The following is a 13,029-nucleotide window of genomic DNA, read 5'->3' as shown; positions in this document are numbered from 1 at the left end:
CTTCGCTTCATCCGGGCTACGAGGGCTAAAGCGCCTCGCCCTTCAGCAGCCGCGGCACCTCGCCTGACAGTCCCGCCGCCTGGCGGATGAACATCTCCTTCAACGGCGGCGCGCGATCGACGAGACCGAGGCCAATGTCGCGCACGGTGCGCAGCAGCGTCGATTCGTTGGAGAACAGGAAGTTCAGCGAGTTGGTGGCGACGCCCATCGCCATCGTGTCGAAGCGCCGCCAGCGCTGGTAGCGCTCGAGCACGTCGGCCTGGCCGAGGTCCATGCCGAGCCGCGCCGCATCGACCACGACCTCGGCAAGCGCAGCGACGTCCTTCAGGCCCATATTGAGCCCCTGCCCCGCGATCGGATGGATCACATGCGCGGCGTCGCCGATCAGCGCCAGCCGTTCGGCGATGAACGAGCGCGCGACGAAATAGCCGAGCGGGAAGGCGCGCGGCTTGTCGAGCGGCTTGATCTCGCCGAGATGCAGGCCGAAGCGCTGCTCGAGCTCGGCGTGGAATTGCTCTTCGTTCAAGGCGACGATGCGCGCGGCATCGTTGCGCGTCTCGGTCCACACCAGCGACGAGCGATTGCCGGTCAGCGGCAGGATCGCGAACGGCCCCGCGGGCAGGAAATGCTCCTCGGCGCGGCCCTGATGTTCACGCTCGTGCCCGACCGTGACCACGATGCCGGACTGGTCGTAGTCCCAGCCATGGGTCGCAATCCCGGCGCGCTCGCGCAGCTTCGAGCGGGCGCCGTCGGCGGCAACCAGCAGGCTCGCATCGATCACGGTGCCGCCGGCCAGCGTAACGCTGACGCCGTCGGGCCGCGACGCGAAGCTCGACACCGCGGCGGCGCGCAGTTCGACGCCCTCGGCTTCGGCACGGCTCGCGAGCGCATCGATCAAATAGCGGTTCTCGACCATATGGGCGAACGGCTCGCCGGGCGCGACATTGCCGGCGAAGGTCAGGAACACCGGGCGCGTCGCGTCCTCCAGCTTGGAGTCGGTCACGACCATATCCGTGATCGGCTGCGCCGTCGGCGCCACCTGGCCCCAGACGCCGAGGGTCTCGAACAGCCGCCGGCAGGCCGCCACGATCGCGGTCGCGCGCGGATCGCGGCTCGGGCGCTGGCTCAGCGCCGGATCGGCCACGATGACCGGGATGTCGGGCCCAAGCCCCTGGCGCAGCGCCACGGCCAGCGCCAACCCTGCAAATGCACCCCCGCAGATGACAATACTTCGCTGTGCCGGCATGCGATCCTTACTCGATTACGCCATCAAAGGAGACTTGCTACCTGATATTAGCTGGGCGAAACAGAGTTTAGAAACAAGGGCGGCTAACAGCCCCAATCGTCATTCCGGGGCCTATCCATGTCCAAGAGCCTGATCGACCTGCTGTCCATCCTCGATCTCGAGCAGCTCGAGGTGAATTTGTTCCGCGGCAACAGCCCGAAGACGAGCTGGCAGCGCGTGTTCGGCGGCCAGGTGATCGGCCAAGCGATGGTGGCGGCCTGCCGCACCGTCGAGGGCCGCCTGCCGCATTCGATCCATTGCTACTTCATCCTGCCCGGCGATCCGCAAATCCCGATCATCTACCAGGTCGAGCGGCTGCGCGACGGCAAGAGCTACACCACCCGCCGCGTCACCGCGATCCAGCACGGCAACGCGATCTTCTCCATCATGGTGTCGTTCCATGCCGAGGAGGAGAGCAACTTCAATCATCAGGAGAAGATGCCCGACGTGCCGCCGCCGGAGAAGCTGACCGCGGAGGAAGTGTCGAAGCAGCCGATGTTCAAGGAGATGCCGGAGTTCATCCGCCGCTATTACGAGAGCGACCGGCCGATCGAGCTGCGCCCGGTCGAGCTCGGCCGTTATTTCGGCCAGAAGATCGACGACGGCCGCATTCATGTCTGGATCCGCACCGCAGCCAAGCTGCCCGACGATCCCGCGCTGCATCTGTGCGCGCTCGCCTATGCGTCGGATTTCTCGCTGCTCGATGCCGTGATGGCGCGCTACGGCCGCACGCTGTTCGACAAGCGCATGATGCCGGCGAGCCTCGATCACGCGATGTGGTTTCACCGCCCGTTCCGCGCCGACGAATGGCTGCTCTACGCCCAGGATTCGCCGAGCGCGCAGTCCGGCCGCGGCCTGACACGCGGCCTGATCTTCAAGCCCGACGGCACGCTGGTAGCATCCGTCGCGCAAGAAGGTTCGGTGCGCGAGCGAAAGGCGTAGAGCTCACGCTCGAACAGAGCCGGTCGGCACGATGCGATCGCGCTTACTGGCCGGCGTAGGCGCCGCGCTCGGTCAGCGCGAATTGCGAGACGAACCAGTTGCCGTACCAGCGCAGCACCCACGGAATCGGGATCAGGAAGCCGCAGGCGATCGTGAACACGATGGTTCGCCACAGCACCTCGATGCCGGACGCATTGAAGCTGACCTCGCGGCGCGTGCCGTCGATGTTGCGGCAGATCCAGCGCATCCAGGCGGTCAGCACCCAGGCCCAGCCGATGATGGTGATGGCCGAGACCACCATCGCCACGTACCAGCCGACATAGGCGACCGGGCTGCCCCTGAACGAGATCGGCAGATCCTGGCCGCTCGAGCTGAGATGGCCGATGATCCAGCGCACGATCATCCAGCTCAGGAAGCCCTGCAACAGCAGCGAGAGCAGCGTCACGATGTTGCTGTTGGCCGCGCCGGCATAGGTCAGAAGGCCGAGCACGATGAAGACCCACCAGATGTCGAGCGGCTGCCCGGTGAAGGCGAAATGCGGCCGGCCCGGCACGCGGATATAGGGGATCGCAAAACGGTACAGGCCGGTCGCGGTCCACGGCGCCGGGATGACGAGAATCTGGCCGATGAACATCAGGAGGCTGCGGCCGAACAGGCCCCAGATCGGGAAGTCGGCGGACAGCGTGCCGCCGCTATAGCTTCCAGACGCCACCACCGGCGGCGGTCCGCCGGCCTGCGGAAATGCCGGCGGCGCGCCGGCGCTCGGGACGAGGCCCGGAATCTCCCCGGCCTTTTGCCAGCCGGCCATGCCCTCGGTCCACACCAGGGTGTCGGCCCCCACCATGCCCCGGGTGATCAGGTCGCGGAGCTGGGTTTCAGGCAAGGGGCCCTTTTGCTGGCCTTCGGATGCATAAAACCAGTTTCGGTTCGACATTTCTTGTTTCCTCAGGCGCGCGCGCAGGGACGCGCGATAGGCGAAACGAACCAGCAAGAGCGCTGGCCGGGGCGGGAAAGCCACATTGTGGCCGAGCGTTTCCATTCCGTACAGTGAGGGAGCGCACGCGCTGCGCATGTTTTCCGCTTCAACCTGCAAGTTTTTTATGCCATTTGCCCAGAAAGCTGCCAGATTTGGCGGACGCGAAGTGCCGCTCGGGGATGGCAAATTGCCGCTCCGGGAGGCAGCAGGTGCCGGCTCACGGGACGGCAAGTGCCGCTCCGGGACGGGCGCACACGGAAAACCTCAAGGGAATGAAGGCCTGAACCATGAAACTCGTCGTCGCGATCATCAAACCGTTCAAGCTCGATGAGGTACGCCAGGCGCTGACCGCGATCGGCGTCCACGGCATGACGGTGACCGAGGTGAAGGGCTATGGCCGCCAGAAGGGCCACACCGAGATCTATCGCGGCGCCGAATATGTCGTGAACTTCCTGCCCAAGCTTCGGATCGAGATCGCCGTCGATACCGAGCTCGCCGACAAGGCGGTCAGCGTCATCACCGAGCACGCCCGCACCGGCCAGATCGGCGACGGCAAGATCTTCGTGACGCCGATCGATCATGCGCTGCGCATCCGCACCGGCGAGACCGACAACGACGCGCTCTGAACCCTGGAGCATGATCCCTCGCGACAAACGCGGAAAGCGTTTGCGCGGAGATCATGCCCAAACAAAACGATCGAGATCATCGCCGGCAACGACGCCGGCGCACGCCACAACCGCACACCAAGAAACCACGACCGCCGGGGAATGATGATGGGGGCACGAGCTCTTCGTGCAGCGATATCAGCTGCGCCGATCACTGCTGCAATCCTGTTCGCGCAAGCCACGCCGGCCTTCGCGCAAGACTCGGCATCCAGCGCCGGCGTCAACGCCGCCGACACCGCCTGGATGATCGTCGCCACCGCGCTGGTGCTGATGATGACGATCCCCGGACTGGCGCTGTTCTACTCCGGCATGGTGCGCAAGAAGAACGTGCTGGCGACGATGGCGCAGAGCCTCACTGCCGTTGCGCTCGTCTCGATCCTCTGGGTCACCTTCGGCTATTCGCTGAGCTTCGTCGGCGACGGTCCCTGGCTCGGCTCGCTCGATCGCTGGTTCCTGGCCGGCATCACCATGGACAGCATCAATCCGGCGGCGAAGACCATCCCCGAAGCGCTGTTCATGCTGTACCAGATGACGTTCGCGATCATCACGGTGGCGCTGGTCGCAGGCTCGGTCGCCGACCGCATGCGGTTTTCCGCCTATGTACTGTTCTCGATCGGCTGGTTCATCTTCGCCTATGTGCCGCTGGCGCATTGGGTGTGGGGCGGCGGCTTCCTCGCTTCAGCGGGCGTGCTGGATTTCGCCGGCGGTCTCGTGGTGCATCTCTCCGCCGGCATCAGCGGCCTGGTCGCGGCCAAGGTGATGGGCAACCGGCACGGCTATGGCCATGACAATTTGTCGCCGTTCGACCTGTCGCTCGCGGTGGTCGGCACCGGCCTGCTCTGGGTCGGCTGGTTCGGCTTTAACGGCGGCTCGGCGCTCGCGGCCAATTCGCGCGCGGTGATGGCGATCACCGCCACCCATCTTGCGGCCTGCGCCGGTGCGCTGACCTGGGGCGCGATCGAATGGGCGACGCGCCGCAAGCCGTCGGTGCTCGGCATGATCTCGGGTGCGGTCGCGGGGCTCGGCACCATCACCCCGGCATCCGGCTTCGTCGCGCCGTGGCACGGCGTCGTCATCGGCATCATTGCCGGCCTGGTCTGCTTCTGGGCCTGCACCTGGCTGAAGCATCGCTTCAAGTATGACGACTCGCTCGACGTGTTCGGCGTGCACGGCATCGGCGGCCTGACCGGCACGCTGCTTGCCGGCGTGTTCGCGGCCTCGGCGATCGGCGGCACGTCCGGCCTGCTCGAGGGCAATCCGAGGCAGCTGCTGATCCAGCTCTACGGCGTCGCGGTCACCTTTGTCTGGTGCGGCGGCGTCACCTTCGTGCTGCTCAAGCTGGTCAGCGCCTTCGTCCCGCTGCGCGTCTCGATGCAGCAGGAGCTCGAAGGTCTCGACATCTCCCAGCACGGCGAGGCGCTGCAGTAAGCCGTCCGGCTCGCCCCGTTCCGAACGTCGAGCCAGTTCTGGCTTGCGCGACACATAAGTGTATGCTTATGTGTCGTCATGGTCGACACCGATATCTTCAAGGCTCTGGCCGATCCGACCCGCCGCAAGGTCTTTGAGAAGCTGGCCGGCGGCAGCCTGAACGCCAGCGCCTTGCGCGACGGACTAGAGATCAGCCAGCCGGCGATGTCGCAGCATCTGGCGGTGCTGCGCGCGGCAGGGCTGGTGCGCGAGCAGCGGCAGGGCCGCTTCGTGAATTATGAGGTCGACCCGGACGGCATCGCCAGCATCGGCACCTGGCTCGCCCGCTACCGCGCGTATTGGCCGAAGCGCATCGAAGCGCTCTCCGATCTGCTGAAGGACATGGATCAATGAGCGACGCAGTTGAGCCTGATCATGCCGACGCCGACCTGGTGCTCGAATACGAGCTCGATGCACCGCCTGAAAAAGTGTGGCGCGCGGTGACCATTCCGGCCCTGCGCGAACGCTGGCTCCCGGATTGCGATCTGGCGGACGCTGAACCTCTCTCATCGATCGCTGGCGAAGAGGTGCGCTTCCGGCTCCGCGAGTCCGAGCCGCCGTTTCGCGAGAGCCATGTCATCTTCCGGATCGAGCCGAACGAGGCCGGCGGCACCCGCTTTCGCATCATCCAGCAGGCCTGCGACATCAGGGGAAAGCAGCCGCAACCGGCCAACAGCAACAACCGCCTGATGCGCGCGGCCTGATCACAAACCTCGTCACCCCCTGAAACTTCATCACCTGCAGCAATGGAGGTCGCCGATGCGCGACATGATGCAACTCGTCCCTATGGTCGTCGAACAGTCGAGCCGCGGCGAACGTTCCTTCGACATCTATTCCAGGCTCCTGCGCGAGCGCATCATCTTCCTGAACGGCGAGGTCAATGATGCGATGTCCGGACTGGTCTGCGCCCAGCTGCTGTTCCTCGAAGCCGACAACCCCAACAAGCCGATCAACCTCTACATCAACTCCTATGGCGGCGTGATCACTAGCGGGCTTGCAATGTACGACACCATGCAGTTCATCAAGGCACCGGTGCACACGCTGTGCATGGGCACGGCGCGCTCGATGGGATCGTTCCTTTTGATGGCCGGCGAGCCCGGTCACCGCGCCGCGCTGCCGAATGCAAGCCTCCACGTGCATCAGCCGCTCGGCGGCTTCCAGGGTCAGGCGTCCGACATCCTGATCCATGCCACCGAGATGCAGGAGACCAAGCGGCGCATCATCCGGCTCTATGCGCAGCACTGCGGGCGCACCGAAGCCGACGTGGAACGGACCCTGGATCGCGATCACTTCATGTCCGCGCAGCAGGCGCTCGAATGGGGATTGATCGACAAGGTCTTCGCCGAACGCGACGCCGCCGAAAAACGTGATCCGGTGCCGCGCTGATCTTCGTCGCTGGAGCGGCCAAACCGTTCATGACAGCGCCATCGATTTAGGCTTCACCTCGGCATGCTGCACCGTGACCCGCACGGCATCGGGACGGCTCGATCCTCCGCGCCTGCCGCCGCCGCGGTGGTCGATCAGGCGCGCGACGACAGCGCGCCGCGCATGACGAGGCGTCAGCGAATGGTCGGCGTTCGGCAGCGTCAACCGCGTCACTCCAGGGATGCTTGTGAGCCGTTTGCCGTCCTGACCAAAATGCCGTGCGATCTCCTGCAGGCTGAGATCGCCGTCCGAGGTGACCATGAGGACGCGCACGCCGCGGCTGCAAAGCTCGCGCATCCAGCGCTCGACACGGTTACGACCAAGCAATGCGGACGGATGCATCGCCGACAGCGTCGACTTGACGGCTTCCAATCCGCGCCGCACCAGCCGCCTGGCGCTACCTGACACTGGCAGCTTCCAGGCGGACTTGGTCGTCATCGCAGACCCCTCCGCCGGACCGATCTGCTGCTGGCTTCCGCGATTCGCCTTGGAGGCTTCGTATGCTTTCCAGGCCGTAAGCTCCAGCGCGTAGGAACTGTTCCAGGCAAAGCAGAGCGGGTTGATCATGGTCAGGGCCCGGACGCGGCGGTCCGCGCGCGCCGTGTGAAGAGCCTGGAAGGCGCCCGAGCATGTGCCCACAAGCTCGACTTTGGCAAAGCCCGCCCGCTGCATCCAGTCAATCGCCGCGCCGACGTCGAAGCGGGTGCGGGAATCGTAGAGGAACAGACGATTGCTCCCGGGATCGTCGCTCAGGCCGAGGCCCGGCAGGTCAATGCGTAGCGACGCCACGCCGGCGGCGGCAAGCTCGCGCGCCGCCTCGACCGTGCCGCGCGCCCAACCGACATGCGGCACGCCGCCGGAGTTGAGGAAGATGACCGGATCGGCCGCAGCATCGCTGTCACGTGGCCGGGTCAGCACGCCACAGATCAATGGCGCCTGCCTGATCACAACCGGTTCCTCCGTGTAGTGCGATCCCTCCAATAGCTCGCGGCCGGTCAAGGATACGACGCCCTGAGCTACGCCGGCCACGGCCCGGTCGGACAACCAATCCGCCCAGCAATCGACAACGTCGGCCGGGATCCGGTTCGCGGTCGGGTCGCACATGAGCAGGTGATAGTCCTTGAACTCCGCGATTGTCGCGCCTTCGAAAGAAGTTTGACCGTCGCGGATGTCAGAGCCTGCCAACGGCTTTCCGTTCGCGATCAAAAGCATCGGCAGGGGCGGAAGGGCCGCGACGGCCCGCCGCCAATCCAGCCTCGACAGATCGGCGAGCGTCTCATGCGAAAGCCGGAAGCCGACGGCCTCGCGTCCCTCGGCGAACGTCGCGTCGCTTGCGGCGCTCTTCGCGAGCGACCCATCGATCACGCGCGACATCGCGGTGATTTCGCGCACATAGGTCTTGCCGGAACTCGGTGGCGCGAGCAGCGCGAGGCCTGCCACGTCGTCCCGCCCCGCCGCAGCGAGCGGGGCCAGCAGCGCGCCGAGACGGAAGCCGGCGAGGATGACATCCTCCACGCCGCAATCCCGCTTCAACCGGTCGATCGCCGCGCCGATGCTTGCGGTCCAGGCCATCACCCGGCCCGGCGCCGAATGGTCGCCGGCGGCGTTGCCGCAGCCGGGATAGTCAAACAGCAGGACAGGCAGGCCCGCCGCGGCCGCCTTGTCGGACAACAGCTTCAGGAATCGGCGACTGCACAGATCCTCATGACCATGCGCGCCGGCGATGACAACGCCCCGCCGCCCCTTCGCTCCGTTCAGCCAGCCGATGGTATCGGCAAAGACAACTGGTTTCATGTCATGCTCCCGGCGGACTCCTTTGTCCGCACGACTTCCAATTCTTCCGCTCTCGGCACCTCGTAGCTCGCGTCGCGATCGGCATTGAGCGCCGTCACCGCGCCGCCAGGGGTCGCCAGGGGCGGACCGTCAAGGCCGACCTCCCGCTCGATGCCCGGCATCAGGTGGAAATTGTTCTCCGTCGGAACGAACCGATCATCCTGGATGGAGACGTGGTAGGCCGCGCGTTTGCAGGCCAGCCGCAGCCGCCACGCGTCCTTCCGACGCACCAAACTCACAGTCAGGCCGACGTCGCGCCGCGCGGTCATGACATCCGGCAGCACATGGAAGGCCTCGGCAAAGACCTTGCCGTCATCGCCTTCCAGTTTTGCAACGGTGACTTCATGTCCGGGCGGCCCGAAGCGATAGGCGTAGGAGATATCGAAAAAGGCCCCGAGCACCGAGAAGGCCGAAAGCGACAGGCCGCCGTGCGCCGGCACGCTGACCGGTCGGCGCGCTGACACCACCGGCGTGACGCCGTCCCGCAGACAGGTCAGCGATAATGTCGCCCGAACGGTCTTCGCGGTATCGTTGACGGCATGGACGGTCAGCCCGTTGACGCCCTCGTCGCTCAGGATCAGCCGTAGCGGGGCAAATGCGCGCCTCAGCCCGTGCCAGACGGGCTTCGGCCGGCCGGTCGAATCGACCACGCCCCAACCCGCGCCCGGCCGCAAGTCCTTCCAGAAGAACAGCAGCGCTCCTGCCGTCGGCGAACAAGGTCTGCGCCATTCGTCGATGGTGCGCTCCACCACCTCGGTCGTCACCGCACGGGAGAGTTCGAGATAGCGTCTGGTATTTTCGATGCGCAGCCGGCGCGCGTCGACGGAAAAAAGCGTTTCCAGATAGTGCTCGCGCACATCCTCGAAGTCCCACGACGCGCCGACGTCGCGCGGCACACCCGCCTTCCAGCGCGGATCGTGCACCGGCGGCACCGGCAGATGCGCATCCAGCGTTGCCTGGTCAGGCACATTGGCAAAGGCAAGGCATTCGCTCGCGAAGCGCACTTCGGCCCGGCGCGCGTCATCCAGCGGGCGGCAATAGGCGCCGACCCCGTAATAATGCATCGGCCCGCCATCAGCCGTGAAAGGCAGGTTGCCGCCGGATGGCGATGACGTCACAAGCACCAGGTCGGGACGCTTCGCTTCGGCGATGGGGCGCACCACCTTGTCGAACCAGGGCGTCGGATCCATCGACATCGGCAAGCCCATCATCGCCGCTTGCTGCGCCACCTCGCTGCCGCCGCACAGAACGGCGAGTGACGGCGAATGCCTGAGCCGCCCGAGCAAATTCCCGACCTCGCGCGAGAGCGACGCCTGCCAGGCTCCGTCCTTCGCCGGATAGTCGAAATTGGCGAGCATCAGGTCCTGCCAGACCAGGATGCCCATCTCGTCGCAAAGCTCGTGAAATGCGTCGCCCTCGTAGACGAACGTGCCGCCGACCCTGAGCATGTTGACGCCCGCCCGTCGTGCAAGATCGAGGTCGCGCGCGATCTCTTCGCGTGAGGACGGCAGCCGCACCAGGTCGGACGGCGTCCACACCGAGCCGCGACAAAAGACGGATACGCCGTTGACGACCAGCCGAAAGCCGCGTCCGTCGGTGCCGCGATCGATCTCGATATGCCGGAAGCCGACGCGGCCGAGCGCTACTCGCATCGAGCCGAGCGTGACGACAACCTCGTGCAACGCCGGATCGCCATGGCTGCTCGGCCACCATGGCGCAACGTTCGCAATATCCAGTTTCGCCGTCAGCCGCGTCGCTGTCTCTGAGATCAGTGCGGCGACAGCGCCCGCACAGGCGACCGTGGCCGGCGCGTCATCAAACGGCTCGACCAGCGTGATCGCGATGGAAAGATGCCCTGTTGTGCCGGCGAGGTCGGCCTGCATTTGCACATCGCGCACGCCTTGCCGGTTGGTATCGCGGATCAGCTTGATCGGTCGCCATGGTCCGACGATGTCGAAGCCAGGGGACCAACCCGGCATATGGCCGATCAGCGTGGTCCGTACGAGCCTCAACCGCTGATCGTCGATCATGCGCGGCCGCCAGCGCGCACGCGGACCAGTCAGGGTTTCCAGATGGCGGTCGAGGCTGCGGAATGCGATGGCCAGTTGCTCGCCGCCGGCAAGCGTCAGGGCGACATCATGGCGCTCGAACATCGAGGTCGAGGACAGCACGAGGCGATCGTCGAGCCAGACCTCTGCAACCGTCGCCAAGCCGTCAAATACGAGACGGGCCGGGCCGGTGACATCGAGCCGGCGACGATACCAGACGTCCTGGTCGTGCAGCGGAGTGGGATGGTTGCGGTCCCAGCGGCCAAGCCGTTCCAGCGCAGCAGCGGCCGTGCCGGGGCACGCCGCCTCCAGCCATTCGGCGCTGCCGTCGATCGCCGCCGGAGACGCCCACGCGCCGGCCGGCGAGACGACCATGCACCAGCCGCTGTCCAGAGGCTCGGCCGTGTCGGTCGTCGACACCAAAGCGTCCATACACATGCATTCCCATGACCGGCAGGCCGGTCCTACGCTGCCTTGCTGGCGAGATCCGCCATGCGACCGTCCAGAGCGTTCATCACCGTTTGCCAGGCCTTGGCCATCGGCCCGATGGCGTCCGCGAGGCCATCGAACCGATGCCGGGCCATGGCGCGGGCGAGCTTGAATTGCATGACCTTGGCGCCCTCGGCGATTGCCGCGGCGGCTTCGATCGCCTCGGCCAGACCGGTCTCGCCGTGCCGTCCCAGCCATTCCAGATGACTGGAGAGGAGTTCGAAATTGGCGCCCACCTGCCGCAACGTGTTGAAGGCGTAGACGTGAAAATACTCCGGTGATCGGGCGGCCAGTGCCTCGGCATGGCCGCCGAACACGGCCGCATAGGCATCGAGCGGATTGCGCTTCGGCCTCCGCCGCAGATGCTGCGCGAGGATTTCCGTGGCCGCACTGACCGGCTCGCGCGAGGGGCGCGTGGCGTTGAACTTGACGAACTCGGCATAGGGAAACAGCGGCAGGCCGCCGGCCGGCGCGCCGTTGCGCTGCTCGAAAATGCCGTCATAGTCCTCGCCGTCCAGGGCGAAGTAGCCGTCGTTGTGGAAGTAGGCGATGTGGCGGCGCCCGGGAACGAGCACGTTGACGCCGATCGTCGTCTTGGAATGGCCACTGCGATAGGTGATGCCCTTCGTGTCGGGCAGGTAGAAAGCATCGACCTCGATCAGCGGCAGCCGCCCGCGCTCGATCTGATTGAGAACGTGCGCCTCCAGACGATCGAACACGGACAGTTCCTGGATATCCAGGCCGGCCAATCGCTGCAGGTCGGCCGTCGGGAACTTGAAGAACGTGAACTGGTCGCCTTCGAAATCCTGCGCCACGGTGAAGCCGAGCGCAGCGACCGGGTCATTCCCGTTCGCATGCATGACCTCGATCAGAAGATCGACATAGCAGTTGGTTTGCGGCCATCGCCGCTCCGCGTCGTGGAGCAGGTGCGGTTTGTAGTCGGCCGGATCGAGCCCGGCGATGGCACTCTGCATTTCAGTTGCCCCAAAGCGTGTCGCGCACGGAAGCCGGCCATGCCTCGACCTCAGGGCCGTGATGGCGGAACAGCGCGAGCGCCACGCGCTCCAGCCCGAAGCCGACGCAGGCCGAGTGGCACAGGCTGCCATCCGCGAATTTGAGGCCCCAGGTCTGGCCAAAATGGTCGCGATGATAATTGAAGGACAAGCAGGCCGTCGGTTTCTCGATACTGGTTACCGGGATCAGCAGCTCGAACTTGAGTCCCTCGTCGCGCTGGTTGTTGGCCATCATCTTGCCGCCGCGACCGAAGAACGGATCGTTGGCGAGATCAACCTCGCAGGGCAGGTCGAGGGATTCGATCATCGCCTTGCCGCGCTCCAGCCAGCTTTCGCGGAAGGCGCACACCTGCTCGGCCGTCCCGATGCGGACGAATTCGCGCATGCGGAACAGCTGCATGCGCGCGGGATCCTTGGAAGGCTCATGACGGAAGCAATAAGAGGAAAGCTCGAATAGCACACCGTCATCCGGCACCGGACCACGCGCGGCAACGGTCGGATAGAGCGGATAGCAGGCGGCTGGCGTCAGCACGACGTTCGTCGCCTGCTGCAGTTCGGTCCAGTCCTCCCCCGCAGCCATCATGCCGAGAAGCTGCGCATGCTCGCGCTCACCGCCCATGAAGGAATGCACGCAGCCTGCAAGCTGCGGGAAGCTTTTCATATAGCCACTGCCTTCAAGCGTGGCGCGGCTCATGCCCGGTGGGAAGTGGATGCGGGTTGCCTTGTCTGGCGCTCCGATGCTGGTCACGAGCCGCTCAAAGCGCTCGATCACGTCTTCGAAAACGCCGGAGCGGCCATAAAGCCCGTCTACTCCGGTCTTGAACAGGATGCTCTTGTCGAACAGGGTGTCGAGCAGGCTCTTGGCATCGAACGTCTTGGCGTCCAT

12 protein-coding genes are annotated in these 13,029 nt (G+C 65.6%); 6 read left to right on the top strand and 6 right to left on the bottom strand.

Annotated elements, in window-relative coordinates; translation table 11 throughout:
* Positions 1-25 precede the first annotated feature (25 nt).
* Positions 26-1,246 carry a ubiquinone biosynthesis hydroxylase gene (locus tag QA639_RS01215; protein WP_157342907.1) on the bottom strand — a complete coding sequence of 407 codons (1,221 nt, stop codon included), beginning with the start codon at positions 1,244-1,246 and terminating at the stop codon, positions 26-28.
* 117 nt (positions 1,247-1,363) lie between these two features.
* Here QA639_RS01215 and tesB point away from each other — a divergent pair, with 117 nt between their 5' ends.
* Entirely contained in the window at positions 1,364-2,227 is an 864-nt protein-coding gene (gene tesB / locus QA639_RS01210; protein ID WP_016841424.1) for an acyl-CoA thioesterase II, read from the top strand.
* Between the two features lie 43 nt (positions 2,228-2,270).
* Here tesB and QA639_RS01205 read toward each other — a convergent pair whose 3' ends face one another.
* Positions 2,271-3,161 (bottom strand): DUF4339 domain-containing protein, encoded by an 891-nt coding sequence (locus QA639_RS01205; protein WP_157342905.1) that lies wholly within the window; start codon positions 3,159-3,161, stop codon positions 2,271-2,273.
* A 329-nt stretch (positions 3,162-3,490) separates the two neighbouring features.
* On the opposite strand from QA639_RS01205, the gene QA639_RS01200 reads away from it, so the two are divergent.
* The 5 genes from QA639_RS01200 (at position 3,491) to QA639_RS01180 (ending at position 6,721) form a co-directional block, all read left to right on the top strand.
* Positions 3,491-3,829, top strand: coding sequence for a P-II family nitrogen regulator (locus QA639_RS01200; protein WP_028335836.1), 339 nt, complete (start codon positions 3,491-3,493; stop codon positions 3,827-3,829).
* A 147-nt stretch (positions 3,830-3,976) separates the two neighbouring features.
* Positions 3,977-5,296, top strand: a complete 1,320-nt coding sequence (locus tag QA639_RS01195) for an ammonium transporter (protein ID WP_283089008.1) — start codon at positions 3,977-3,979, stop codon at positions 5,294-5,296.
* A gap of 78 nt (positions 5,297-5,374) precedes the next feature.
* Positions 5,375-5,689: an ArsR/SmtB family transcription factor gene (locus QA639_RS01190; protein ID WP_016841428.1), complete on the top strand. Its 315-nt coding sequence runs from the start codon at positions 5,375-5,377 to the stop codon at positions 5,687-5,689.
* The gene (locus QA639_RS01185) at positions 5,686-6,039 is read left to right on the top strand and encodes an SRPBCC family protein (RefSeq protein ID WP_283089007.1); all 354 of its coding nucleotides are present in this window, start codon (positions 5,686-5,688) and stop codon (positions 6,037-6,039) included. The genes QA639_RS01190 and QA639_RS01185 overlap by 4 nt, the downstream gene beginning before the upstream one ends.
* Before the next feature lie 55 nt (positions 6,040-6,094).
* A complete protein-coding gene (locus QA639_RS01180) occupies positions 6,095-6,721 on the top strand; it encodes an ATP-dependent Clp protease proteolytic subunit (RefSeq protein WP_028335833.1) in 627 nt (208 codons plus the stop codon).
* Positions 6,722-6,748: 27 nt separating this feature from the next.
* Here QA639_RS01180 and QA639_RS01175 read toward each other — a convergent pair whose 3' ends face one another.
* Genes QA639_RS01175 through QA639_RS01160 form a run of 4 tightly spaced genes read right to left on the bottom strand, consistent with a single transcriptional unit; the run spans position 6,749 to position 13,029 of the window.
* Positions 6,749-8,554, bottom strand: coding sequence for an alpha/beta hydrolase (locus tag QA639_RS01175; protein WP_283089006.1), 1,806 nt, complete (start codon positions 8,552-8,554; stop codon positions 6,749-6,751).
* Positions 8,551-11,061 carry a glycoside hydrolase family 2 protein gene (locus QA639_RS01170; RefSeq protein ID WP_283089005.1) on the bottom strand — a complete coding sequence of 837 codons (2,511 nt, stop codon included), beginning with the start codon at positions 11,059-11,061 and terminating at the stop codon, positions 8,551-8,553. Before QA639_RS01170 ends, QA639_RS01175 begins: the two co-directional genes overlap by 4 nt.
* Positions 11,062-11,105: 44 nt before the next feature.
* Positions 11,106-12,104: a DUF1839 family protein gene (locus tag QA639_RS01165; protein WP_283090710.1), complete on the bottom strand. Its 999-nt coding sequence runs from the start codon at positions 12,102-12,104 to the stop codon at positions 11,106-11,108.
* A 1-nt stretch (position 12,105) separates the two neighbouring features.
* Positions 12,106-13,029 (bottom strand): amino acid--[acyl-carrier-protein] ligase, encoded by a 924-nt coding sequence (locus tag QA639_RS01160; RefSeq protein ID WP_028335830.1) that lies wholly within the window; start codon positions 13,027-13,029, stop codon positions 12,106-12,108.

It is taken from the genome of Bradyrhizobium pachyrhizi (assembly GCF_029714545.1).
GTDB classification, from domain to species: domain Bacteria; phylum Pseudomonadota; class Alphaproteobacteria; order Rhizobiales; family Xanthobacteraceae; genus Bradyrhizobium; species Bradyrhizobium pachyrhizi.
Note: the sequence above shows the minus strand (reverse complement) of the source record. Positions and strands in the feature narration are given on the sequence as shown.